Raw genomic sequence first — 23,536 nt, forward strand, 5'->3', positions numbered from 1 at the left:
CAGGATCGGACCACAGCGGGTCCGGAAGGTTCGTGCCGGCGTCAGCGCCTCGCGCGAGCGGTGGAGGTCTTGCGCGCAGGGGATTTCGTGGTGGCCGATTTTTTGGCGACCGCCTTGCGGGGCTTGGCCGCGGGTTTTTTCTTGACAGCAGGACGGGCCGGCGCATCGTCGCCAGCGCCACCGAGGTTGAACCCCGGCACCTGGAAGAAGGCGGTGGGCAGCGGCCACTCGCCCTTGCCCAGCGGCTGGGTCGGTGCCGAGCGGGCACGGCGCGCGGCCGCAGGCGATTCCTGCGCTGGCGCCTTCTTGGCCCGCGCCTTTTTCTTGCTGGCAGCTTTCTTGACAGGCGCGGCCGGGCTGGCCGGGGCGCGGCGGCTGGTGACGGCGCGCGCTGCGGCCTGGCCCAGACCAGCGGCGGCGCCGACGTTGCGCGAGACGGTGCCGGTGATGCCCCGAGTGACCGCGCCCGCCACGCCGGTGGCGGTCTTCACCGCCTGGCTGGTGAGACCGCTGGCCGCGTTGCGCGTGCCATCCAGCGCCGTCTGTTTGGCCACGTCTTTCATGGCATTGGTGGCGATGTGCTGGAACTGCTGTGACAGCGCTCCCCACCACTGCAGGGGATCGACAACGCCACCGGCCGGCACGGCTGCGGCCTTGTTGCTGCCGCTGGTCTTGCGGGGGGCGGCCCTTTCGGCTGGTGCGGGGGTCGGTGGGCTGGGTTGCGGCATCTGAGGTGATCCGACCACCGGCGAACTGCCGTAGGTGCGAGCGGGCACTTCCAGACCCGCAAAGTTGCTCGGTGCGGGCACCGCGGCACCCGTGAATCCGGCCACCGTGTCGGCTGCCTTGATCTTGAGTGCGTTGGCCACATCGCCCAGGCTGAAGTTCATGCCTTGCAGCGTGGCCAGCGTCATCTTCTGCACCTCCAGGGCCTGGATGGTGGCGCCCAGGGCCTTGGCGTTCTGGTCGAGCCAGAAATGCACCGCCTTGAGCTCTTCGATGCGTTTTTCCAGGTCTTCCACGTTGAAGGTGGGCGCAACCCAGTGACCCAGGTTGGGCAGCTGCGGCAGGCTGTTGCCCAGGCCTTGCGCCACGCCGCTGGCGGCCTGACCAGCCAGGTTTTGCAGAAATTCGAAGCCGGGCACAAACTTGCCGAAACCGCTGCCGGGTGTGTCGCTCATGGGGGAGTCTCCTGGTGGGTCTTGTGATGGATCTGCCGGCGCGCCGGGATCAGCCATCCACGCCGTAGCGCGGGGTACGCCTTTCACGCAAGGATGCCACACCTTCGTGCACGTCGGGACCGGCAAAACCCATGAACTCCAGCGCCAGCGAGGTGTCGAACGCCGGGCCGGCCTGGCGCAGCCAGTTGTTGAGCGCGTACTTGGTCCAGCGAATGGCAGTCTGACTGCCGCTGGCCAGGCGGTCGGCCACTTCATAGGCCTTGTCGATGAGCTGGTCTTCGTCCACCGCGAGCGAGACCAGGCCGATGCGTTCGGCTTCTTCGCCGCTGATGGGGTCGCACAGCATCAGGTAGTACTTGGCCTTGGCCAGCCCACACAGCAGCGGCCACACGATGGCAGCATGATCACCCGCGGCTACGCCCAGCCGGGTGTGGCCGTCGACGATCTTGGCGCTCCTCGCGGCAATCGAGATGTCGGCCAGCAGTCCTGCCACCAGGCCCGCGCCCACCGCCGGGCCGTGCATGGCGCTGACAATGGGTTTGTCGCAGTTGATCACGTTGTAGACCAGATCGCGCGCTTCTTTCCAGACCCTCGTGCGCACCTCGAAGTCGCTCGCCATGTCCTGCACCAGCGCGAGATCACCACCGCCGGAAAAGCCGAGGCCACTGCCACGCAGCACGGCGCAACGCACCGTGTCGTCGCGCCCCACATCGCGCCAGATCTCGCTCAGCTCCCAGTGGCCCTCATGACCCGCGGTCGGCAGCTTGCCGTTGCCACCGGGACCATCTGCCCGCATCTGGATGTCGAGCACGCTGGGTACCCCGTTCACGGGCGGGCCGCGGCGGGTGATGTGCAAGGTCTGGTAGCGGCTGTAGTCGACGGCGGTCATCAAGGTCTCCAAGAGTGAATCGTTGCCAACCATTCTGCCGCGTGGCCGGTGGGGTCCTGGGCTTGATGTGCGTCAACACGCCAACCAGCGGTCAGGCGCACCATAAAGTTGAGTTTGATTCACTAGGAGATATGCATGAACCAGCCCATTTCAGACACTTTTGCCCAGCAACTGCGACAGATGCGCATCGATGTGCTCGCGCAATTGCGCGAGCAACGTGGTGGCGCGATCAGCCGCGCGGAGGCGGCCGCCGAAGCTCGTGAACAACAGAGCGACGACTGGGCCAAGGCTGATGCGGAGCGTGACCTGAGCATTGCGCTGGAAGAGCGAGAGTCCGCCGAGCTGGTGGCCATCGACGAAGCGCTCAAGCGCGTGGCCGACGGTAGCTTTGGCCTTTGCCTGGACTGTGGTGTCGACATTGGCACCGCGCGCCTGCACGCCAACCCCACGGCAATGCGCTGCGTGGCCTGCCAGGAAAAGCTGGAGAAGGCGCAAGGCGGCTCACACACCGCTACCTATTGAAGAATTGCAACGACTGAAAGGCATCACATGACCACCTACCACGCCATTGTCTGGATCGACCGCCGAGAAGCCCATGTGTTGATGTTCGATCGTGAACATGTGGAATCGCAGCGCATCAAATCGCGCAGCCATCACGTCGCCACGGGCGGCCATGCCGGATCGCATGGGATGAAACACGGTCGCGGACCGTCGGCCACCGGCCACCACTCCGGGAGCGGCGGCCACGACAACACCGACGAGGACTTCTACCATTCGGTCGCGCAGGCACTGGTCGGGGTGCACGAGGTGCTGGTCACCGGGCCCGCCGAGGCCAAAACCGAATTCCGCGCGCACTGCCAACGACACGACAAGGCAGTGGATCAGGCTATCGTGGACGTGGTGACCTGCGACCATCCGAGCGATCCTCAGCTGGTGGCGATGGCGCGCAAGTACTTCCTGAAGTACGACCAACGCGCAGCCGATCCGTCCCAGCGCTGAGGCCGCGCCAATACCCGTGGCAATCGGTGGGTTTGATATCCTGCGCCAATGAACGCGACCTCTCCCACCGAACTGCCGGCGCGAAGCCTGTTTCACCTCGCCTTCCACGTCACCGATCTGGACGAGGCGAGGCGTTTTTATGGCAGCGTGCTCGGCTGTACCGAAGGCAGGAGCACCGACACCTGGGTCGACTTCGACTTTTTCAGCCATCAGATTTCGCTGCATTTGGGGGAACCGTTCAAGACCACGCGCACCGGTCGTGTCGGGGAACACCTGGTGCCCATGCCCCACTTTGGGTTGGTGCTGTTGCTGCCCGCCTGGCAGGCCGTCGCCGAACGCCTGAAGGCAGCGGGTACCGAGTTCGTGCTGCCGCCCCAGGTGCGTTTCGAGGGGCAACCGGGCGAGCAATGGACCATGTTCTTCTGCGACCCCTTTGGCAACCCGATCGAGATCAAGGGCTATGCCTCGACCGAAGCCATCTTTGCGCACTGAGCACGGTGCCTACGGCACAAAGGCGAGCAGCGAGCGGCGCCAAACGAATACCTAGGTCTTAACCAGCCGCACCAGAGAACCAGCGGTTCGACAAACGGCGCCATTCAGCGGCCAGAGAGCCGGCACATCAAGGGTCACGGCGATAGCATCGCAGTTCCATGCCCGGTGGGTCTGCCACGCATCCCGCGTTGGCTGAGACCAGAGGCGTTTGCAGCCCATTCGATCGATCCATGCCCGCAGTTTCAACACCCCAGGTTCCGGTTTCCCGTCGTCGCTTCACAGCCCTGATCGCCGGCGCAGCGGTGCTCGGTGCGCCCAGCTTGCGCGCGCAGTCGGGCAACCGGTTGGTGCTGGGCCAGTCGGCCGCTTTCTCCGGCCCAGCCGCCCAGCTCGGTATCCAGTTCCACGCCGGGGCCAAGCTGTATTTCGATCAGCTCAACGGCAAGGGTGGCCTGAACGGCACCAGCATCGAGATTCGCCAGCTCGACGATGGCTACGAGCCCGACCGCTGCGCCGAAAACACCCGCAAGCTGCTGGCCGACGATGTATTTGCGCTGTTCGGCTACATCGGTACCCCCACCAGCGTGGCCGCGCTACCGCTGGCGACCAAGGCCGAAACGATTTTTTTCGCGCCCTTCACTGGCGCTATGGGCCTGCGCAACCCGTTCAACCGCATTGCTTTCCACATGCGCGCCTCGTACAACGACGAGACGGCGCTGATCGTGCGGCAGCTGACCAACCTGGGCCTGAACAAGATCGCGGTGTTCCACCAGAACGACGCCTATGGCAAGGCGGGTCTGGACGGCGTGACACTGGCGCTAGCCGCGCGCTCGCTCAAGCCGGTGGCCACAGCCACGGTGGAGCGCAACACGGTTGACGTGGCGCAAGCGGTGGACATCATCAACGCCGCCAGGCCGGATGCGGTGGTGCAGATCAGTGCCTACGCGTCGTGTGCGGCCTACATCCGCGCAGCGCGCAAGGCGGGTTTTGGTGGCACCTTTTACAACGTGTCCTTTGTCGGTACGCAGGCACTGGCCGATACGCTGGGCCCTGAAGGTGCCGGCGTGGCCATCAGCCAGGTCGTGCCCACGCCCTACAGCGCCTCGCGCCCCATCACACGCGAGTTCCTCGCCGCCATCAACGAAGGGGGCAACAAGGTGCAGCCCAACTTCTCCAGCATGGAAGGGTTTATGGCGGCCAAACTGATGGCAGAGGGCGCGCGACGCGCCAGCGGGCGGCTCTCGCGCGACACCCTGATTGCCGGCCTGGAGAGCATCCGCGGCTGGTCCATGGGTGGCTTCAACGTGTCGTTCAGCCCGAGCAACCACGTGGCGTCGAGCTACGCCGAGCTGTCGATGATCACCGCTGGCGGCAAGATCCGCAGCTGAGCCCGGCGCGGGTTCAGACCGGCTTTAGCGGCGCGATCTTCTGGTCGATGGCGCCAAAGACACTCTGGCCATCTTTGCCTTTCACCTCGATACGGATGGTGTCGCCGAACTTCATGAATTCGGTACTGGGCTGGCCATTGACGATGGTTTCGATGCAGCGCTTCTCGGCGATGCAGCTGTAGCCCTTGGGCCAGGTTTTCCTGCCATCGGCTTCGATGCCGCGGTTGCTCACCGTGCCGCTGCCGATGACCGAGCCGGCGCGCACGTTTCGCGTCTTGCCAATGTGCGCGATCAGCTGGCCGAAGTGAAACGTCATTTCGGGACCGGCATCGCACAGGCCAACCTGACGACCGTTCCAGATGCTGGCGACCGGCAAATGCACCCGACCGCCCTGCCAGGCGTCGCCCAGCTCGTCGGGCGTGACCGCCACCGGGCCGAAGGCGCTGGCTGGCTTGCTCTGGAAAAAGCCGAAGCCCTTGGCCAGTTCGGCGGGGATCAGGTTGCGCAGCGACACGTCGTTGACCAGCATCAGCAAGCGGATGCTGTCGATCGCCTGCTCGGGAGTGCAGCCCATGGCGACGTCTCCGGTGACCACCGCAATCTCGGCCTCGAAGTCGATGCCGAAGTCTTCGCTGGGCACGATCACGTCGTCACGCGGGCCGATGAAGTCGTCGCTGCCGCCCTGGTACATCAGCGGGTCAGTGTAGAAGGTCTCGGGCACCTCGCTGTTGCGCGCCGCGCGCACCAGCTCCACGTGGTTGATGTAGGCCGAGCCGTCGGCCCACTGGTAGGCGCGAGGCAGCGGCGCCATGCACAAGGCGGGATCGAACGGGAAGGCGTGGCGCGCCTTGCCCTGATTGAGCGTGAGGTAAAGGTCCTCAAGCTGCGGCGCCAAGAAGTTCCAGTCGTCCAGCACCTGCTGCAGGCGGTGCGCAATACCGGTCGCATAATGCGCGGTCGACAGGTCGCGCGAGACCACTACCAGCTGACCATCGCGAGATCCGTCTTTGTAAGTGGCGAGTTTCATGGTGGTTCCTTCGGGCCTCGCGCCCTGGGCGGGTGAATGGAGAGGTAGCGCCATCGCCCCCGTGGTGCGCAACACCCCCAGCGAGCGCCCCTCAAGGGGACGGCATTTTATCGTTACGAATAGTGAAATTGATTCCTCTATCCGTAAACGCTATATTCTAGGCCATGGTGCCCGACCCCGGGTGCTGCGGTCAAGCCAGGAACCCGCCCCGCGAAACCGCGCTCCAATCGTTCACGCCCATGCCTGCAGTCTCCCCAACCCGCACCCCCAGCACCACCCCGCGCCCGTCCACCAGCGCTCCGTCCGGCGACACGGCGGACCACCAGCGCGCGGGCATTCAGTCGGTCGAGGTCGGTTTTGAGCTGCTCGATGCGCTGGCCAGCGCGCCCGGCGCCCTGATGCTTCGCGACCTGGCCGCCGCCGCCCACATGAGCGCGGCCAAGGCCCACCGCTACCTGGTGAGTTTCCAGCGTATGGGACTGGTGATGCAGGACTCGGTGAGCACGCGCTACGACCTGGGGCCGGCCGCGCTGCGCATCGGCCTGGCCGGCCTCGCACGGGTGGACGCGGTAAAACTGGCCCGCGAACGGGTACCCGCGCTGCTGGCGCAGACCGGCCACACGGTGGCGATCGCGGTGTGGGGCAACCAGGGACCCACTATGGTGCACTGGGCCGAAGCGCCCCAGACCGTGCCGGTGACCCTGCGGCTGGGCGACGTGATGCCACTGCTCACTTCGGCCACCGGCCGCTGCTTCGCCGCCTTCATGGGCGAGGAAGGGCGAGACGCCCAACGCCTCAGCGCCATGGTGCGCGAAGAACTTTCGCAGCTGAAAAAACTGCCGCGCCACGACCTGATCACATCCGATCTGCCGCAAACCCCGCAAGCCGTGCAGATCCTGCTGGACGAGACCCGCCAACACGGCCTGGCTCGTGTTGTGCACAGCCTACTGCCAGGCGTTGGCGGCTTTTGCGCACCGGTGTTCGATGCACAAGGCCACCTGGCCCTGGGCCTCGTGGTGCTGGGCTCGGTGACCACCCTGGACACCGCCTGGGACAGCCCGCCCGCCCTCGCCTTGTTGCACTGTGCCCGGCGACTCAGCGCCGATCTGGGCCAGCCAGCCCCGACGTGACCACCCCCGCCACGCCCGCTCACACCCGCCCCAGCTGGCTGGCACTCGTTGCCCTGAGCGGGGTGGTGCTGGGAGTGCATGCGCTGCTGCTCACCGGCGGTCTGCCCAGCTTCCTGACCGAATCACCTCATGCGGCAAGATCCGGGACCGCCCAAGAGGTCACCTTGCAGACGCTGGCCTTGCCCGCCGATGCCCCGACCGCCCTGCAGGGTCCGTCGGGCCTGAGCACGGTGCGGTGGCTGGCGCCCCCCACTGCACCGCTGGCACCCCTGGTCGAGGCGCCCCTGTCCCGCTTGGCCGCCAAGCCCACCCCCAAAACCAGGCCAGTCGCCTCGGAGCCTGTGGCCGATCAACCAGACCCTGAGCAAACCCCCCTAGCGAATCCGGAAGCGCCGCCGATCGACGCCTCCGCGATCATCGACAACAGCACACCAACCGCCTCCGTCGAACCCATGTCCGAGCCACCCGTCGCCAGCGCAGCGCTCAGCGAAGCCAACCGCCCGATTGAGCCACTTGTATCGCAAGTCAATCTGCCCACGTCCGATCCGGCCGCCAGCACCGCGGAAGACAGCGTTCAGCTCGCGGCGGCCCGCCCGTCGCGCCCCGCCACAGGCGAAGCACAGCTGCCCCCCGCCCAGCCCCCAGCCAGCGCCCAGCTGAACTACGCCGTCACCGGCAAAGCCAAGAGCATCGAGTACTCCGCCACCGGCCGGCTCGACTGGGCCGCCAACCCGACGGCCTACACCGCGCGCATGGAGATCCGCGTCTTTCTGCTCGGCAGCCGGGTGCAGACCAGTCGGGGTGCCCTGGTTGCCAGCGGCCTGCAGCCCGAGCGTTTTGGCGACAAGAGTCGCAGCGAGCGCGCCGCCCATTTCGACAGGGCACTGGGACGCGTGCGCTTCAGCAACAACGCGCCCGATGCCGAGTTGCTGCCGGGCGCGCAAGACCGCCTGAGCGTCTTTTTCCAGCTTGCTGGCCTGCTCAATGCCCGCCCTGAGGCCTACGCCGAGGGCCAGAGCGTGGCCATGCCGGTGGCTGGCACAGGGGGGTCCGAGCTGTGGCGTTTCGAGGTGCAGGGACTGGAATCACTGAATCTGCCGGCTGGCGAGCTGATCGCCCGCCACCTGGTGCGCGAACCGCGCCAGGCTCACGACACCCGGGTCGACATCTGGCTGGCGCCCAGCCTGGGCCACTTGCCGGTGCGCATCCGCATCACGCAGGACAACGGTGACGTGGTTGACCAGCGCCTCAGTACCCTACCCTGAGGCTCGCGTGAAGTGAAGAAGTGTGCCAAAAATGGCACGCATCTTGAATCTTCCGCCCTGAGGCCCATCTAAAAGCCATGTTGGGCTGCAGTGCAGCCATCTTTTGCCGATATAAGGTTCATCAGAAACACAGGTTTCTGCCATTAAAGGACAGTTCAGTCATGCACATGCTTTACGACTCGGATGCCTTTGCTGTCGTCCACATCCTCGCCAACGCGCAAGTCGAAGGCGAAGTGCCAGTGGCGCAAGGCCCACAAATCCCCCGCCACGGTTTCGAAATCGTCGACAAGCGCTCGGGCAAAGAGGTATACCTCGACGGCTCCTGGGCCGAGATGTTCCAGCTGCAAATCACCGCCTGGCAGCAAAACATGCCGTCGCAAGAGGAGGTGGAAGACACGCTGGAAGGCTATGCGTCGCTGGCCCAGATGCCAGTGGTCATGCATTAGGGCAGCTCCCCCGCCATTCTCGGCGCGCTCTCCAGAGGGCAGTGCTGGCGGCCCGGCAAAGCCGGTTCCGCGGCGTTCTGGATCACTTCCCCTCTGATCAAAAGCCTGGCAATCGCCAGGCTTTTTTGTGCGCGCTTCAGGCAGGGGCCGGGCGCAGCCGCCAGCGGTAGAGGGGCTCCACCAGCACCAGCACCGCGACCAGGCGACAGACCTGAAACGCGGTCACCACCGGCACACCGAGCTGCAGCACCTTGGCGGTGATCGCCATTTCGGCGATGCCGCCAGGTGCCGTGCCCAGCACCAGCGTGGCCAGGTGAAGGCCGGTGAGCTGGGCCATGCCCCAGCCAAAGACCGCGCTCACCGCCATCATGAACACGGTGGCCAGCGCCACCGAGATCAGCCATCGCGGCGCGGTATGAAGAAAAGCGGGTGTGAAGCGCACGCCCAAGCTCACGCCGATCACCAGCTGCGCAGCAGCCGTCATCCAGCCGGGGATCGCCGACCAGGTCTGGCCCAACAGCGTCAGCACCATGGCCACCACCAGCGAGCCGATGAACCACGGATTCGCCCGCTCCAGCCGCAGCATGACGACCACGCCCGCCAGCGTTGCCGCAGCGAGCGCCGCCAAGCCCAGGGGCTGCACCGTCTGCACGCCCGCCAGTCCCAGTTCCAGCCTGTGCACGCCCCAGGCTTGCAAGGCAAACGGAATCGTCAAGGTGACGAGCAGCAGGCGCAGGCTGTGCGCGGCAGCCACGAGATCGGTGCGCGCGCCATGGCGCTCCGAAATCAGCGTCATCTCGGACGCAGCGCCGATGGCGCCAGCGAAGAACATGGTGCTACCCACCTGGGCGGGCGTCAGACCCGCGATACGCCCCACGTGCACGCGCCGCAACCAGGCGCCGAAAACCACGCCCAGCAGCAAGGCCCAGGCAATGGCCAGCGCAATTGCCCACCACAGGCCCACCACCAGGTGACCCACCTCGGGCGTGAAATACAGGCCCAGCGCCGCCCCGATCACCCATTGGCCGGTGTTTCGCAGCAGTACCCAGCTCTCCACGGGCGCGCCTGCCAGCGACAGCAGCGAGGTGGCGAGCAAGGGCCCGATCATCCAGGGCACGGGCGTGCCCAGCCAGACACACAGGCCAGCGGCGGCCAACGAGAGCAGCAGAGTCAGCGCGATCCGGCGCCAGGCGTCAGCGGTGGGCAAAGGGGTGAACCAGTCAGGTATGGGCAGCGCCACAGTGCGGAGCGCCGAAGAAGACCTAGTATCTTGCGATGAATTGTCGAACCGCTTTCAGGCGCTCTGTCGCCAGCATGACCCTCTGCGCCGCAGCGCTGGCCGGCTGCGCGGTGCCGGCTACGCCCAGACCGGTGGCCGATGAGGCCCGCCAGGCACTGCAGCAGCTCTTGCCCGCCACGCTGCTGCTGGTGGGGGAGCAGCACGACGCGCCCGAGCACCAGGCCTTGCAGACCGAGCTGGTGCGCCAGCTAGCAGAGGCCGGCCGGTTGGGCGCTCTGGTGTTGGAAATGGCGGACGCCGGCCAGACCACACAGGGCCTCTCAGTAGGGGCCAGCGAGGACGAGGTACAGGCGCGCCTGCAGTGGCAACAGAACCCGCAGCAATGGCCCTGGTCGGCCTACGGGCCAAGCATCATGGCAGCGGTGCGCGGCGGCGTGCCGGTGCTGGGAGGCAACCTGCCCGCTTCGCAAGTGCGCAGCGCGATGCAGGACGCGTCGCTCGACCCACGGCTGCCCGCAGAAGCCCTGCGCCAACAGCAAGACAATATGCGGGACGGTCACTGTGGTCTGCTGCCCGAAAGCCAGATGGCGCCCATGACCCGCGTGCAGATCGCTCGCGATCTCACGATGGCGCGCACCCTGGCCAACGCGGCCCATCCGCGCCGGGTCGCGGTTCTGATCGCCGGCAACCAGCATGTGCGCCGCGACCTGGGCGTGCCGGTGCACCTGAGCTCCGGGCTGGAGACGCGGGTGTTGATGGCGGTGGCGGATGCCGATGCCAGCGCAACGCCAGCCAGTCCCGCCGACCGGGTCTGGATCAGCCCGCCGCGCGCGCCGCGCGATTACTGCGCCGAGTTCAAGCAGCAGATGAAGCGCTGAGGCCGGCTGGCCACGCGCCAGGCCTCAGGCATGTTTCTTGATCGCGTCGGCCAGCACGCTGACCATCTGATTAATGTGCGAGGCCTCGACGATGAAGGGCGGCGCAAACACCAGGTTCTCGCCTGCGTTGCGCACCAGCACGCCGCGGTGGTAACACTCCATGAAGATGTCGAAGCTGCGCTTGCCAGGCTGCCCCGCCACCGGCGCCAGCTCGACAGCTGCCGCCAGGCCCAGGCTGCGGATGCTCACCACGTTGGGCAAACCCTTGAGCGCGCTGTGCATGGCGTCGCCCAGCACCGTGCCCATTTGGCCGGCCCGTTCAAACAGCTGCTCCTGCTCGAACAACTCCAGCGTGGCCAGGGCCGCCGCACAGGCGACCGGATGACCAGAGTAGGTGTAGCCGTGGAAGAACTCGATCGCGTGGCCAGGCGCGCTGCCATGCGCGCCCATCATCGCGTCGTAAATGCGATCGCTGCAGACCACGCCACCCAGCGGGATCACGCCATTGGTCACCGCCTTGGCGAAGTTCAGCATGTCGGGCTGCACGCCGTAGAAATCGGATGCAAACGGGGTGCCCAGGCGGCCAAAGCCGGTGATGACCTCGTCGAAGATCAGCAGGATGCCATGCTTGTCGCAGATCTCGCGCAGACGCTTTAGGTAGCCTTGGGGCGGGATGTACCAGCCCGCGCTACCGGCCACGGGTTCGACGATGACGGCCGCGACGTTGCTCGGGTCATGCAGAGGCAGGATGCGGTTTTCCAGCTCCAGCAACAGGTCTTCGGTCCAGACCGGCTCGGCGTTGTGGATGTAGGCATGGTGGACCGGGTCGTGAATGAACCGCAGGTGATCGACGCGCGGCAGCAGCGCCGTGCCATACACCTTGCGGTTGGCCGGAATGCCGCCCACGCTCATGCCACCGAAGCCAACACCGTGGTAGCCGCGCTCGCGGCCGATGAAGACGTTGCGGTGCCCTTCACCACGCGCCCGATGGTAGGCCAGCGCCACCTTGAGCGAGGTGTCGGCCGCCTCCGAGCCCGAGTTGCAAAACAGCACCTTGTTCAGGTCTCCCGGCGCCAGCGCCGCGATTTTCTCGGCAGCGCGAAACGCCTGGTCGTTGCTGACGTTGAAAGCGGTGGCGTAGTCCAGCGTGTCAAGCTGCTGCTTGATCGCTTCGTTGATCGGGCGTCGGTTGTGGCCTGCGCCCACACACCACAGGCTGGAAATGCCATCGATCACCTGGCGCCCGTCGTGCGTGGTGAAGTGCATGCCGTCGGCGGCGACAAAGATGCGCGGGTCGTCCTTGAACGTGCGATTGGGCGTGAAGGGCAACCACTGGTTGTCCATGCGAAGGTCGTTGTAGGCCATGCGGCGTCTCCTAGAGGGCTGACCCTGGATTTTGTCACTTCGTCCGCCCGAGGGCAGGAGCCACTGCAGCAGCCGCGCACCGGCCCACCTGCGACAATGCCCTCGCTATGAACCACAGCTATGTCCTCACCCTGAGCTGCCCTGATCGCCCGGGCATCGTGCACGCCGTCTCGGGCTTTCTGCTCGAACGCGGCGGCAACATCGAAGAAGCCGCCCAGTACAACGACCACGGCACCGGCCTGTTTTTTCTGCGGGTGCAGTTCACCTGCAGCCAGCTGACGCCCGACGATCTGCGCATCCACCTGCGTCTGTTCGCCGAGCCGATGGCCATGCAGTGGAGCCTGCACCCACTGGCCCAGCCCATGCCCACAGTGATCTTCGTCAGCAAGGACGGCCATTGCCTGAACGACCTGATGTTCCGCTGGAAGAGCGGCTTGCTGCGGCTGGACATCCGAGCCATCGTCAGTAACCACCGCGACTTCTACCAGCTCGCGGCTGGCTACAACGTGCCGTTTCACCACATTCCGATCACCGCCGCCACCAAGGCGCAGGCAGAGGCGCGGCAACTCGAAGTCATTCGCAGCGAAGGCGCCGAGCTGGTGGTGCTGGCTCGATACATGCAGATCCTGAGCGACGGCCTTTGTCACGAGCTCGCAGGCAAGGCCATCAACATCCACCACAGCTTCCTGCCCAGTTTCAAGGGCGCGAAGCCCTATCATCAGGCGCACGACCGTGGCGTCAAACTGATCGGCGCCACCGCGCACTATGTAACGACCGACCTCGACGAAGGCCCGATCATCGAGCAGGATGTGGCCCGCGTGGACCACACCGATGCGGTGGAGGACCTGACCGCACGGGGACGGGACACCGAAAGCCAGGTGCTGGCGCGCGCGGTTAAATGGCACAGCGAGCACCGCGTGCTGCTCAACGGGCACAAGACGGTGGTTTTTAAGTGATGGATGTGGCCCCCACGCTCCGCCGCTGCGCGGATCGCTGCCCCCCGAGGGGGCTGGGCCTGCCTTGGGGCTGCCCGGCGGCCGGCCGTATCCTCCCTACTCTCTGCCCATGACCTTGCGCATCCCCCCCATCCAGTGCCTGCTGACTTTCGAGGCACTGGCGAGGCTTCGCAGCGTCACGCAGACCAGCGAAGAGCTGTGTGTCACGCCCAGCGCGGTTAGCCACCGGATCAAGCAGCTCGAGCAGATTCTCGGCACCAAGCTGTTCGGCCGGGCGGATTTTTCCCTCACCACCGATGGCAGCGAGTACCTGGCCCATGTGCGCGAAGGCTTGGCCACACTGCAGAAGTTTCCTAGCAGCGATGCCGCGCCGGGGCGCCGTAAGTTGCGCCTGGCGGTCACGCCCACATTTGCGCGCTCCATCCTGCTGCCTCGCTTGAAGCAGTTCAACGAGGCCTACCCCGAAATCGACATCACCTTGCAAGTCAGCATCCCGCTGCTGGACGTGGTGGCCGAAGACGCCGACCTCATGATCCGCTTCGGGACTGGGCGCTATGCCGATGTGGAGCACCTGTGCCTGATGAAGGACGAGGTGACGCCCATGGCCTCACCCGGCTTCGCCCGCGAGCACGGCCCCTTTGAGACGCCCGAAGACCTGGAAGGCGTGCCACTGCTGCGCAGCCCGCTGGAGCCGTGGCGCACCTGGTTTGCCGCCCACGGCCAGGACTGGCCCGAGCCGGTGGATGGGTCGCAGTTCAACGACATGGGGTTGCTCAGCGACGGCGCTGCAGGCGGCATGGGCGTGGCGCTAGCGCGGCTGAAGCTGGCCGCGCCCTGGCTGGAGAGCGGACGACTGGTGCCGCTGTACGACCGCCACGTGCCCAGTCCGCACGCCCACTATCTGTGCTGGCGCACCGGCACCATGGAGCGCTGGGAATGCACTGCGTTTTCGGACTGGCTCAAGAAGGCGGTGGGCTGAGGAAACTGCGTCCCTACGGTCCGCCGCTGCGCGGGTCGCTGCTCCGGGGGGCTGATCCGGCTTAGGACGGCCCAGCGCCAGATCGCTGCCCCCTCGCGAGCACATCTTGCCGATGTGACGCGCGGCTCCGCCGCTACGCGGGTCGCAGCCCTCAGCGTCGCAGGAGGGAGGCGGCGATCACTCGATGGTCAAACGCTGGCCTGCCACGGCCGCCTTCTTGGGCAGTGTGAGGTGCAACACCCCGTTCTCGCACTTGGCTTTGGCCGCGGCATCGTCGATATCGACCGGCATCTGGAAGCTGCGAGAAACGGTACCGAAATAGCGCTCACTGCGCAGCAACTTTTCGCCTTCGCTCTGGCGGTCTTCCTGCTTGATCTCGGCGCGCAAAGTGACCACGTTGCCTTCGACGGTCACATGGATGTCTTCCTTGGGTACGCCGGGCACTTCCGCCAGCACGGTGTAGGCCGTGGGCGTCTCTTTCACGTCGACCTTGATCTGCGCGGGCAGCGGGTCGCCGTGCAGGGGTTTGACGTAAAAGCCGGGGGCGACGTCCTTGAAAAAGTCGTCAAACAAACCGGAACGGGCAATCAGATTGTTCATGACAATACTCCTTGGATGATGTGAATGGGGGCGAGCATTGCGCCCTGACCAGAAGTTGGAGGTGATGGCCCTCAATTTCAAGAGAGCTTTGTCGCTCCATGCAGGTGAGCTCACAGCTTGCTGCAAGTTTCTTCATGCAGCGCCAGGCGTGTTGGCCTACACTGGATCGTCGATCTGGTGCCTTGCCCGTATCGACCCTGACGACCCTCCGGACGCCCGCCATGAACGCACCCGCCACCTCCATCCAGACCGCCCAGCTGAGCCGCGCCACGCGACAGGCCGAGGTGGTCGCTGCTCTGCAAGCCGAGCTGCCTGCGCACGCCCTGTTGTGGCAATCGGAGGACACCGTGCCTTACGAATGCGACGGCCTGACCGCCTACCGCGAGCGTCCGCTGGTGGTGGCCCTGCCGGAAACCGAAGCCCAGGTGGCGGCGGTGCTGCGCACCTGCCACGCGATGTCGGTCCCGGTGGTTGCGCGCGGCGCGGGCACCGGCCTGTCGGGAGGTGCCATGCCCCACGCCATGGGGGTGACCTTGTCGCTGGCCAAGTTCAACCGCATCCTGTCGATCGACCCGCGCTCCCGCACGGCGGTGGTGCAAGGCGGCGTGCGCAACCTGGCGATCTCCGAGGCCGCCGCGCCGCACGGCCTGTACTACGCGCCCGACCCCAGCAGCCAGATCGCCTGCACCATTGGTGGCAACGTGGCCGAGAACTCCGGCGGTGTGCACTGCCTGAAATATGGCCTTACGGTGCACAACGTTCTGCAGGTGCGTGGCTACACCATCGAAGGCGAAGCCATCACCTTGGGTGGCGATGCGCTGGACACCGCAGGGCTGGACCTGCTCTCACTCGTCATCGGCAGCGAAGGCATGCTGGCCGTCACGACCGAGGTCACGGTCAAGCTGGTGCCCAAGCCGCTGCTGGCGCGCTGCATCATGGCCAGCTTCGACGACATCCAGAAAGCCGGAGACGCGGTGGCCTCGGTCATCGCCGCCGGCATCATCCCGGCCGGACTGGAGATGATGGACAAGCCCATGACCGCGGCGGTGGAAGACTTCGTGCACGCCGGTTACGATCTGAACGCCGCCGCCATCCTGCTGTGCGAGAGCGACGGCACGCCGGAGGAGGTGGAAGAAGAGATTGGTCGCATGAGCGATGTGCTGCGCGCGTGCGGAGCCACCGCGATCGCGGTGAGCAAGGATGAAGCGGAGCGCCTGCGTTTCTGGAGCGGGCGCAAAAACGCTTTTCCTGCCTCTGGCCGCATCAGCCCCGACTACATGTGCATGGACTCGACCATTCCCCGCAAGCGCCTGGCAGACATCCTGATCGCAATTGGCGAGATGGAGAAAAAATACCAGCTGCGTTGCGCCAACGTCTTCCACGCGGGCGATGGCAATCTGCACCCGCTGATCCTGTTCGATGCCAACGACCCGGATCAACTGCACCGCTGCGAGCTGTTTGGTGCAGACATCCTGGAGACCAGCGTGGCGATGGGGGGTACCGTCACCGGAGAACATGGCGTAGGCGTGGAAAAGCTCAACAGCATGTGCGTGCAGTTTTCCGCAGCGGAAAACGCCTTGATGTTCGGCGTGAAACGGGCCTTTGATACCAAAGAGCTACTGAACCCGGGCAAGGTGATCCCGACACTGCAACGATGTGCTGAGTACGGCAAGATGCTGGTGCGCGGCGGTCGTCTGGCACACCCGGAACTGCCCCGCTTTTGAGGGTCATATTTCACGCAGACCCTTCGGGTCCCTGCGGTACAGTGGGGAACGATGAGTTTTTCCCGCCCGTTCAGCGCCAGCCTGCGTGCTGTCCACCCGCCTGAGGTGGGCGATTCTGCACGCGAGCCGGATCTGCGCAAAGCGCTGGAAGAACTGAGAGCCGAGAACGAGCATCTGCGCCTAGCACTGGCCAGGCAGCTCACGAGATCCCCAGGCGCCGAGGCCGAAGCGAATTTTGGCGGGCTGCCGATCGAATTTGACTTCGGGAACAGCGGCGGCGAACACACGACCTCCAAGGTGGAGTACGACGGCCTGCTGGCCGCCCTCGGCAAGGTGTTTCCGATCGGTGTGTTTCGCACCGATTCAGCGGGCTTGCTCACACATGTGGACAACGGCCTGCAGCGCATCATGGGGTTGCCTCGCTCCGGCTTCGCGAACTTCGGCTGGCTGAAGGCGGTGCACCCCGACGACCGGGCCATGGTTCAGCAGCGCTGGGCAGAAGCGGTCTTGCGCGACGAGTCACAAAGCCTGGAGTTCCGTCTGCAGCGCGCCGACGGTGCGGTGGCCAATTTGCTGGTGCGCAACACGCCCACCCATGACCCGGCGGGTCTGCTTACCGGCCAGATCGGATTCGTGCAGGATATCAGCGAGTTGCGTGCACTTGAGGCCGATGCCAAGCTTAAGGAAGAACTCAACCGCCAGATCATCGCCAACAGCCCCGACTGCACCAAGGTGCTCGACCTGCAGGGACGCGTGCTCCAGATGACGGCACAAGGTTGCCAGCTGGTGGAGGTCGACGATTTTGAAGCGGTGCGCCACAGCGACTGGACCGCGTGGTGGCCAGACGAAGGCACGTCCCAGGCGCGCACCGCACTCCAGACGGCGGCGCGTGGCGAGATGACCCGCTTTGTCGCCTACGGTCCGACCTTCAAGGGCACGCCCAAGTGGTGGGACACCGCCATCACCCCGATCCGCAACGCGGATGGCCAGACCGTGATGTTGCTGGTGGTATCACGAGACATCAGCGAGCGGCACCGCCAACAAGAAGAAATCCGCTCGCTCAACGAGGGGCTGGAAGCACGGGTACAGCAGCGCACCCAAGAACTGGCGCTGGCCAACCAGCGCATTCGCGAAACCCTGGACGATGCGCAGTCGCTCTACAACCAAGCGCCCTGCGGCTACCACTCGGTGGACGGCGAGGGCCTGTTCGTGCGCATCAACCAGACTGAACTCGACTGGCTGGGCTACCAGCGCGAAGAGGTCCTCGGGCGCCTGCGTTTCCGAGATATGGTCATGGCCGACCAGGTTGAGACTGTCAAGCAGCGCCTGAGCAAGCTAAAGCAGGGCGAAGCACTCGACCCGATCGAGGTTCGCTTGCGCCGGCGCGGTGGCGGCATCCTTTTTGCGCTGCTCAGCAGCACCGCCGTGCACGATGCGCAGGGGCGGTTTCTCCACACCAACAACACCCTGGTGGACATCACCGCTCGCCATAGCGCCGAGGCGGCGCTGTCCGCACAACGCAGTTTCCTGCAAACCATCACCAACAGTGTGCCGGTGCAGCTGGCGTTTTTTGACAGCGGCCTGATCTGCCGTTTTGCCAACGCCAGCTACGGGCGCTGGCTCAACCAAGATCCGCAACGCCTGATCGGTCTGCACCTCAGCCAGATCGCCAGGCCAGAAAATTATGCCAGCGCCCTGCCTCATCTCAAGGCCGCGCTGGGCGGCGAGGTACAGCGTTTCGAGGGCGAACGCGCCTTCCCGGGCGGGCCGCCGTTTTACGCCAGTATTGAGTACACGCCCTACTGGCAAGACGGCGCCGTGCAAGGCATCTTCATCCAGATGCTGGACATCAGCGGCCGTAAAGCCTCGGAAGACCAAGTGTCTCGGGCCAACCGGGCGCTGGAGTCGGCACTGGCAGAGTCTCAATTGCTCTACAACCAGGCGCCGTGCGGCTACCACTCCGTGGATCCCAGTGGCGTCTATGTGGCCATCAACGACACGGAGCTGGCCTGGCTGGGCTATGAGCGGGACGAAGTGGTCGGCAAGATGACCTACCAGGATCTCATGGCGCCGAAGAACGCAGAGTTGCTGAAAGGCCGCCTACAGCGCCTGATGAGCCATGGCGTGGTCGAGCCAGCCGAATACGAGATGCGCCGTCGGGACGGCAGTGTCTTCCCGGCGCTGGTGTCCTCCACAGCTGTGCGGGACGCGAATGGCAACTACCTGCACAGCAACACCACGGTGGTCGATATCACCGACCGCGTCGCTGCCGAGAGGGCCCTGCGGACCAATGAGCGCTTCGTGCAAGCCGTCACCGACCACGTGCCCGGCCTGATCTCCTACCTCGACACCGAGCTCAGGTTCCGCTTTGCCAATGCTGAGCACCTGAGGATCTACGGCATGGACCCGGCCAAGATCATGGGTCAGCATCTGCGCAACTGTGTGACGGCCGAGATGTGGCAAGACGTCGCACCTCGCTTGCGGGCCGCCCTGGCGGGTGAGCCACAACATTTCGAAGCTTGGCGCAAGACGGTAGATGGCCAGCCCATGTTCATCAGCGCCAACTACATTCCCGATGTGCTCGAGGACCAAGTCAAGGGCATCTTTGTTCAAATTGTCGACATCACCGAGCGCAAGCGCATCGAAGAACGGGTGAACGAGCTCAATGCCGAGCTCGAGGTGCGCATCCGCGAGCGCTCGGCCGAGTTGCTCGAAAGCGAGCAGCGCTTCCGGCTAATGGTCGACAACTTGCGCGAGTACTCGGTGTTTTTCCTCGATGCCGGGGGCCAGATCACCGACTGGACCGACAGCGCTCAGCGCATGGACGGCTTCTCCCCCACAGAAATGCTGGGGCAGCACTACGGTGTGCTGTTTGAAATCGAGCACCCCGGTGGCGGACGCGATCAAGCCGAGAAGCTGCTTCGCCTGGCCGCTTCACGCGGCCAGCATGAAGTCAACACTTGGCATCAGCGCAAAGACGGCTCCACCTATTGGGCCCATTCGTTGCTGATCGCGTTGCGCGATGACGACGGTGAGTTGCGTGGTTTTGCCAAGATCAACCGCGACATGAGCGACACCAAGCGGCTGGACGACCTCATGCGCAACATCAACGACGAGCTGGAAAACCGGGTCGCCGAGCGCACCGAGCAGCTTCTGGCCGCCAACAAGGATCTAGAATCTTTTTCTTACTCGGTCTCCCACGATCTGCGCTCGCCTTTGCGCCACATTTCCAGCTTCGTCAGCCTGCTCCAGGAGCATTTAGGCGAAGCAAGCGACGAGGTCACCTCGCGCTACCTCGGCACAATCGGCAATTCGGCGCGCCACATGAGCCAGCTGATCGACGGCCTGCTGGCGTTTTCGCGCCTCGGCCGTGCTGCTGTCAACATCACGCCGGTGGACTTCAATCTCCTCGTAGGCACGGTGGTGGCCCAGTTGGCGCACGACACCGAAGGCCGGGTGGTTGACTGGGTGGTGGCGCCCGATCTGCCAGTGGTTCAGGGCGATGCGCTGTTGCTGCGCGAAATCTGGGCCAACCTGCTCGGCAACGCCTTCAAGTACAGCCGACCGCGCGAACGGGCCCGCATCGAGGTGGGCTGGAGCGTGGATCCCGCCGTGGGCTACACATTTTTCGTGCGTGACAACGGGGTCGGTTTTGATACAAAATACTCACATAAGTTGTTTGGCGTCTTCCAGCGCCTGCACCGTGCGACCGAGTTTGAAGGAACTGGGATTGGTTTGGCGCTTGCACGCCGGATCGTCGAGCGGCACGGCGGCAGCATCTGGGCGGAAAGCCAACCGGGTGAGGGCAGTGTTTTCTACTTTTCGCTACCTTTTGAAAGTTTCCAATCCGCCGATTTTGTGCGTGAATCGGGGTATGGAGCGCTCACCTGATGAACAAGAACGCCGACACCATTCTCCTGGTTGAAGACAACCCTGACGACGCCGAGCTCACCCGGCTCGCGTTGGCCCGCCATGGCCTGGACGGACGCGTGACGCACGTGTCCGACGGCATGCAGGCGCTGGACTACCTCTATCGCCGCGACGGTTTTGCCAACCGCGCCGGGGGTAATCCCACGCTGATCCTGCTCGATCTCAAGATGCCACTGCTTGATGGCATCGGCGTGCTCAAGGAAATCAAGGGCTCAGATCAGCTGCGCAACATCCCGGTCGTGGTGCTCACCTCGTCCACCGAGCCCAGCGACCTGCTTCGCGCTTACGAGGCAGGCACCAATGCCTACATCGCCAAGCCAACTGAGTTCTCGCAATTTCTCAGCGCGATGAAGCATGTGTGCGAATTCTGGCTGAACATCAACCAGACCGCTCCGCAGTCGCCCAGCGCAGCCGCAAGGGTGTCAGGCTTCGGCGAACTGACCTGAGCACGCAGACTAACCGCCATCACGCCGTCGGCCCTTCCCACTCACCAGGGATCGATGAAGCGGTCCCCGCAAACACCGCTGGAATGACTGGCCGACGCCAGCCCCCGGGCCAGCCACTGGCGCGTGTCTGCTGGGTCGATCACCGCATCAATCTCCAGCCCCTCTGCCATCGGGATGGCCGCACCGCGGGCGTATTGCTCGGCGACCAGCCGCTGAAACAGCGCATCGCGCTCTGCACCTTCGGGCAGGGCCGACAGCTCCTTGCGAAAGCCCAGGCGCACCGCGCCTTCCAGCCCCATGGCTCCAAACTCGGCGGTGGGCCAGGCCACCGTGAACATGGGCGCGTGAAAGCCACCCGCGGTCATGCCCATGGCGCCCAAGCCGTAGCCCTTGCGCAGCACCACGGCAAACACCGGCACGCGCAAGTGCGCCGCCACCACAAACAGCCGGCTTGCATGGCGCACCTGGGCTTTCGCCTCGATGTCGGGACCGACCATGAAGCCCGGCGTGTCCACCAGGCTCACCAGCGGCAGGCCATGCGCGTCACACAGTTGCATGAAGCGCGCCGCCTTGTCGGCCGCGTCGGCATCGATCGCACCCCCTAGGTGCAACGGATTGTTGGCCAGGAGGCCAACCGGGCGGCCCTCGATGCGTGCCAGCGCGGTGTGCACGCCGGCACCAAATCCGGGGCGCAGCAGCAGCAAACTGTCTTTGTCCACCAGACCGCGCACCGCATGCAGGCTGTCGTAGGCTCTCACCCTGTTTTCCGGCACCACTTCGCGCAAGGCCAACGCATCGGGCGCGATCCAGTCGCGCAACGCGCCCTGGAACATCGCCAGGTAGCGCCGTGCGAACGCGACCGCTTGCGCTTCATCATCCACCAACACGTCGATGACGCCGCTGGCATGCTGGCTGTCGCTGGGGCCGATGTCTTCTGGCTGGAAGATACCAAGACCGCCGCCCTCCACCATGGCGGGGCCGCCCATGCCGATCTGACTGTTGCGGGTTGCGATCACCACATCGCTGCAACCTAGCAGGGCGGCGTTCCCGGCAAAACAACGACCGCTCACAATGCCCACCAGTGGAACCCGCCCCGACAGGCGCGCGTAGGCGGCGAAGGTGTCGATGTGCAGACCGGCAACCACCGGCATGTCGGTGTCACCCGGTCGGCCGCCACCGCCTTCAGCGAACAGCACCACTGGCAGCCTCTGAGCCAGCGCAATGCCCAGCAGTCGGTCGGTTTTGGCGTGGTTGCGCGCACCCTGGGTGCCCGCGAGCACCGTGGCGTCGTAAGCCATGACGACGGTTCGGGACCGATCCTGCTCCCCGGGCGCCACCGGAAACCAGCCACGGTTGACCGAGCCGATGCCAGCGACCAGGCCGTCGGCCGGGGTGTTCGCGATCAGGTCTTGATCGCTGCGCCGGCCGCGCTGCGCCGCCACCGCGAGCGCGCCGTACTCATTGAAACTGCCTTCGTCACACAGGTCGGCGATGTTCTCGCGAGCCATGCGCTGGCCACGGGCATGTCGTTTGGCGACCGCCTCAGGTCTGGCCTCATCCAGCGTGTGGGTGTGACGCGCTCGCACGCGCTCCAGATCAACACGGACTTCACCTGCCGCGGGTACTTCCGCTCCCTTGGCTGAGGGGTTGGGCGCATCGGGCAGCTGGCTGGCGGCATCGTCCATGTCGCCCAGTGGCTCACCCGCCCGCACCAGCGCACCGGCCTCAGCCAGACGCGTGAGCAAAAGGCCATCGCATGGCGCTGGCAGTTCATGTTCCATCTTCATGGCTTCCAGCAGCAGCAGGGGCGTACCTTCTCTCACCCACTCGCCGGGCGCAACCAACCACTGCAAGACCTGCGCCTGCATGGGCGAAACCAAGGATTTCATGGCTCCATTCTGGAGTAACGCCGCATGGCGCTGCGGTCAAGCAAGCGACAGCAGCCGGACCGCTCGCCTCAAGCTGTCAGTAGAGATCGGAGTCGGCCCATTGCGACGAAGGACCAGCGTCTTCGGTGGTCACCGGTGCATTGAGATTGAGCACAAAGACCACCTCACCGCCGAAACGGCCCACACCCAGCGTCTTCATCAGCTGCTGTTCCTGTTCCGGGCGCTCCATGCGCAAAAAGCAGATCGCCTGTTTGGTACCTTCGTGCATGGCCGTGAGAATGTCCAGCCGCGTGATACAGCCGAACTCGCTGCACAACTGGTGCAACGCAGACTTTAGGCTGGCGACATCGCCGTGTCGCCTCAATTCTGCCAATGCGCTCACTTCTTTGCTGCTCCCAATGGGTGTGGCCATATATCGGTCTAACCCGGCTTGGCTTGGTGGTGGAAAATGATTCTCTGATCGTTTTTACAATGGTAGGGCAGATGCAACACAAAAACACATATTTGTTACAAATTGCATCCAGCTAGGCGCCTTGCATCCCTCAGATGAGGCGAATGTCACACCTGAAACGCACCCACGGACCCGATCATGGAGACCACTGGTTATGCTGCTGTGACATTTTGACTGGAAGCACCCCAACCATGCGCCCGTCACCCGACGACCTATCGCCTGCCCAGATGGCCTTGGTCGGTGCAATTTCAGCGCCAGGTC

The 23,536-nt window shown here is 64.9% G+C and carries 21 protein-coding genes; 13 read left to right on the forward strand and 8 right to left on the reverse strand.

Annotation, left to right across the window (positions count from 1 at the left end; translation table 11 throughout):
• Positions 1–41 precede the first annotated feature (41 nt).
• Complete coding sequence (locus GPT34_RS04105) at positions 42–1,181, reverse strand: PhaM family polyhydroxyalkanoate granule multifunctional regulatory protein (RefSeq protein ID WP_363356225.1); 1,140 nt, start codon at positions 1,179–1,181, stop codon at positions 42–44.
• A 49-nt stretch (positions 1,182–1,230) separates the two neighbouring features.
• Entirely contained in the window at positions 1,231–2,070 is an 840-nt protein-coding gene (locus tag GPT34_RS04110) for an enoyl-CoA hydratase/isomerase family protein (RefSeq protein WP_291009959.1), read from the reverse strand.
• A 135-nt stretch (positions 2,071–2,205) separates the two neighbouring features.
• On the opposite strand from GPT34_RS04110, the gene GPT34_RS04115 reads away from it, so the two are divergent.
• From GPT34_RS04115 to GPT34_RS04130, 4 genes are all read left to right on the forward strand, one after another.
• A complete protein-coding gene (locus GPT34_RS04115) occupies positions 2,206–2,592 on the forward strand; it encodes a TraR/DksA family transcriptional regulator (protein WP_291009961.1) in 387 nt (128 codons plus the stop codon).
• A 27-nt stretch (positions 2,593–2,619) separates the two neighbouring features.
• Positions 2,620–3,069, forward strand: coding sequence for a hypothetical protein (locus GPT34_RS04120; protein WP_291009963.1), 450 nt, complete (start codon positions 2,620–2,622; stop codon positions 3,067–3,069).
• A 48-nt stretch (positions 3,070–3,117) separates the two neighbouring features.
• Positions 3,118–3,561: a VOC family protein gene (locus GPT34_RS04125; protein ID WP_291009964.1), complete on the forward strand. Its 444-nt coding sequence runs from the start codon at positions 3,118–3,120 to the stop codon at positions 3,559–3,561.
• A gap of 230 nt (positions 3,562–3,791) precedes the next feature.
• Positions 3,792–4,949 carry an ABC transporter substrate-binding protein gene (locus tag GPT34_RS04130; protein ID WP_291009966.1) on the forward strand — a complete coding sequence of 386 codons (1,158 nt, stop codon included), beginning with the start codon at positions 3,792–3,794 and terminating at the stop codon, positions 4,947–4,949.
• Positions 4,950–4,962: 13 nt separating this feature from the next.
• Here GPT34_RS04130 and GPT34_RS04135 read toward each other — a convergent pair whose 3' ends face one another.
• Positions 4,963–5,976, reverse strand: coding sequence for a fumarylacetoacetate hydrolase family protein (locus tag GPT34_RS04135; RefSeq protein WP_291009968.1), 1,014 nt, complete (start codon positions 5,974–5,976; stop codon positions 4,963–4,965).
• A 239-nt stretch (positions 5,977–6,215) separates the two neighbouring features.
• Between GPT34_RS04135 and GPT34_RS04140 the strand changes: the two genes are divergently transcribed.
• The 3 genes from GPT34_RS04140 (at position 6,216) to GPT34_RS04150 (ending at position 8,817) form a co-directional block, all read left to right on the forward strand.
• The gene (locus tag GPT34_RS04140; RefSeq protein WP_291009970.1) at positions 6,216–7,106 is read left to right on the forward strand and encodes an IclR family transcriptional regulator; all 891 of its coding nucleotides are present in this window, start codon (positions 6,216–6,218) and stop codon (positions 7,104–7,106) included.
• Complete coding sequence (locus GPT34_RS04145) at positions 7,103–8,371, forward strand: DUF3108 domain-containing protein (protein ID WP_291009972.1); 1,269 nt, start codon at positions 7,103–7,105, stop codon at positions 8,369–8,371. The genes GPT34_RS04140 and GPT34_RS04145 overlap by 4 nt, the downstream gene beginning before the upstream one ends.
• 161 nt (positions 8,372–8,532) lie before the next feature.
• Positions 8,533–8,817: a DUF3567 domain-containing protein gene (locus GPT34_RS04150; RefSeq protein ID WP_291009974.1), complete on the forward strand. Its 285-nt coding sequence runs from the start codon at positions 8,533–8,535 to the stop codon at positions 8,815–8,817.
• A 136-nt stretch (positions 8,818–8,953) separates the two neighbouring features.
• On the opposite strand, the gene GPT34_RS04155 is transcribed toward GPT34_RS04150, so the two are convergent.
• Positions 8,954–10,024, reverse strand: coding sequence for an AbrB family transcriptional regulator (locus tag GPT34_RS04155; protein WP_291009976.1), 1,071 nt, complete (start codon positions 10,022–10,024; stop codon positions 8,954–8,956).
• Positions 10,025–10,131: 107 nt separating this feature from the next.
• On the opposite strand from GPT34_RS04155, the gene GPT34_RS04160 reads away from it, so the two are divergent.
• Complete coding sequence (locus GPT34_RS04160; RefSeq protein ID WP_291009978.1) at positions 10,132–10,935, forward strand: ChaN family lipoprotein; 804 nt, start codon at positions 10,132–10,134, stop codon at positions 10,933–10,935.
• 24 nt (positions 10,936–10,959) lie between these two features.
• Here GPT34_RS04160 and GPT34_RS04165 read toward each other — a convergent pair whose 3' ends face one another.
• The gene (locus GPT34_RS04165) at positions 10,960–12,300 is read right to left on the reverse strand and encodes an aminotransferase class III-fold pyridoxal phosphate-dependent enzyme (RefSeq protein WP_291009980.1); all 1,341 of its coding nucleotides are present in this window, start codon (positions 12,298–12,300) and stop codon (positions 10,960–10,962) included.
• 107 nt (positions 12,301–12,407) lie between these two features.
• Between GPT34_RS04165 and purU the strand changes: the two genes are divergently transcribed.
• Both purU and GPT34_RS04175 read left to right on the forward strand, forming a co-directional pair.
• The gene (purU, locus tag GPT34_RS04170; protein ID WP_291009982.1) at positions 12,408–13,256 is read left to right on the forward strand and encodes a formyltetrahydrofolate deformylase; all 849 of its coding nucleotides are present in this window, start codon (positions 12,408–12,410) and stop codon (positions 13,254–13,256) included.
• A gap of 109 nt (positions 13,257–13,365) precedes the next feature.
• On the forward strand, positions 13,366–14,235 hold the full coding sequence (locus GPT34_RS04175) for a LysR substrate-binding domain-containing protein (protein ID WP_291009983.1): 870 nt from the start codon (positions 13,366–13,368) through the stop codon (positions 14,233–14,235).
• 177 nt (positions 14,236–14,412) lie between these two features.
• On the opposite strand, the gene GPT34_RS04180 is transcribed toward GPT34_RS04175, so the two are convergent.
• Complete coding sequence (locus GPT34_RS04180; RefSeq protein WP_291009985.1) at positions 14,413–14,835, reverse strand: Hsp20/alpha crystallin family protein; 423 nt, start codon at positions 14,833–14,835, stop codon at positions 14,413–14,415.
• A gap of 221 nt (positions 14,836–15,056) precedes the next feature.
• On the opposite strand from GPT34_RS04180, the gene GPT34_RS04185 reads away from it, so the two are divergent.
• The 3 genes from GPT34_RS04185 to GPT34_RS04195 are packed head-to-tail and all read left to right on the forward strand — an operon-like array spanning position 15,057 to position 20,935.
• A complete protein-coding gene (locus tag GPT34_RS04185) occupies positions 15,057–16,559 on the forward strand; it encodes an FAD-linked oxidase C-terminal domain-containing protein (protein ID WP_291009987.1) in 1,503 nt (500 codons plus the stop codon).
• A gap of 51 nt (positions 16,560–16,610) precedes the next feature.
• On the forward strand, positions 16,611–20,450 hold the full coding sequence (locus GPT34_RS04190; RefSeq protein WP_291009989.1) for a PAS domain S-box protein: 3,840 nt from the start codon (positions 16,611–16,613) through the stop codon (positions 20,448–20,450).
• On the forward strand, positions 20,450–20,935 hold the full coding sequence (locus GPT34_RS04195; protein WP_291009991.1) for a response regulator: 486 nt from the start codon (positions 20,450–20,452) through the stop codon (positions 20,933–20,935). The genes GPT34_RS04190 and GPT34_RS04195 overlap by 1 nt, the downstream gene beginning before the upstream one ends.
• Before the next feature lie 41 nt (positions 20,936–20,976).
• Here GPT34_RS04195 and GPT34_RS04200 read toward each other — a convergent pair whose 3' ends face one another.
• Both GPT34_RS04200 and GPT34_RS04205 read right to left on the reverse strand, forming a co-directional pair.
• A complete protein-coding gene (locus GPT34_RS04200; protein WP_363356298.1) occupies positions 20,977–22,815 on the reverse strand; it encodes a carboxyl transferase domain-containing protein in 1,839 nt (612 codons plus the stop codon).
• A gap of 85 nt (positions 22,816–22,900) precedes the next feature.
• Positions 22,901–23,206, reverse strand: a complete 306-nt coding sequence (locus GPT34_RS04205; RefSeq protein ID WP_291009995.1) for an RNA-binding protein — start codon at positions 23,204–23,206, stop codon at positions 22,901–22,903.
• Between the last annotated feature and the right edge of the window lie 330 nt (positions 23,207–23,536).

The organism is Hydrogenophaga sp. (genome assembly GCF_011390835.1).
Lineage (GTDB): Bacteria > Pseudomonadota > Gammaproteobacteria > Burkholderiales > Burkholderiaceae_C > Hydrogenophaga.

What these genes read in the sequence shown, in the direction of transcription:
- GPT34_RS04105 (WP_363356225.1), bottom strand. Translation starts at nt 1,181, where the DNA reads ATGAGCGACACACCCGGCAGCGGTTTCGGCAAGTTTGTGCCCGGCTTC.
- GPT34_RS04110 (WP_291009959.1), bottom strand. Translation starts at nt 2,070, where the DNA reads ATGACCGCCGTCGACTACAGCCGCTACCAGACCTTGCACATCACCCGC.
- GPT34_RS04115 (WP_291009961.1), top strand. Translation starts at nt 2,206, where the DNA reads ATGAACCAGCCCATTTCAGACACTTTTGCCCAGCAACTGCGACAGATG.
- GPT34_RS04120 (WP_291009963.1), top strand. Translation starts at nt 2,620, where the DNA reads ATGACCACCTACCACGCCATTGTCTGGATCGACCGCCGAGAAGCCCAT.
- GPT34_RS04125 (WP_291009964.1), top strand. Translation starts at nt 3,118, where the DNA reads ATGAACGCGACCTCTCCCACCGAACTGCCGGCGCGAAGCCTGTTTCAC.
- GPT34_RS04130 (WP_291009966.1), top strand. Translation starts at nt 3,792, where the DNA reads ATGCCCGCAGTTTCAACACCCCAGGTTCCGGTTTCCCGTCGTCGCTTC.
- GPT34_RS04135 (WP_291009968.1), bottom strand. Translation starts at nt 5,976, where the DNA reads ATGAAACTCGCCACTTACAAAGACGGATCTCGCGATGGTCAGCTGGTA.
- GPT34_RS04140 (WP_291009970.1), top strand. Translation starts at nt 6,216, where the DNA reads ATGCCTGCAGTCTCCCCAACCCGCACCCCCAGCACCACCCCGCGCCCG.
- GPT34_RS04150 (WP_291009974.1), top strand. Translation starts at nt 8,533, where the DNA reads ATGCACATGCTTTACGACTCGGATGCCTTTGCTGTCGTCCACATCCTC.
- GPT34_RS04160 (WP_291009978.1), top strand. Translation starts at nt 10,132, where the DNA reads ATGACCCTCTGCGCCGCAGCGCTGGCCGGCTGCGCGGTGCCGGCTACG.
- GPT34_RS04165 (WP_291009980.1), bottom strand. Translation starts at nt 12,300, where the DNA reads ATGGCCTACAACGACCTTCGCATGGACAACCAGTGGTTGCCCTTCACG.
- purU (WP_291009982.1), top strand. Translation starts at nt 12,408, where the DNA reads ATGAACCACAGCTATGTCCTCACCCTGAGCTGCCCTGATCGCCCGGGC.
- GPT34_RS04175 (WP_291009983.1), top strand. Translation starts at nt 13,366, where the DNA reads ATGACCTTGCGCATCCCCCCCATCCAGTGCCTGCTGACTTTCGAGGCA.
- GPT34_RS04180 (WP_291009985.1), bottom strand. Translation starts at nt 14,835, where the DNA reads ATGAACAATCTGATTGCCCGTTCCGGTTTGTTTGACGACTTTTTCAAG.
- GPT34_RS04185 (WP_291009987.1), top strand. Translation starts at nt 15,057, where the DNA reads ATGAACGCACCCGCCACCTCCATCCAGACCGCCCAGCTGAGCCGCGCC.
- GPT34_RS04190 (WP_291009989.1), top strand. Translation starts at nt 16,611, where the DNA reads ATGAGTTTTTCCCGCCCGTTCAGCGCCAGCCTGCGTGCTGTCCACCCG.
- GPT34_RS04195 (WP_291009991.1), top strand. Translation starts at nt 20,450, where the DNA reads ATGAACAAGAACGCCGACACCATTCTCCTGGTTGAAGACAACCCTGAC.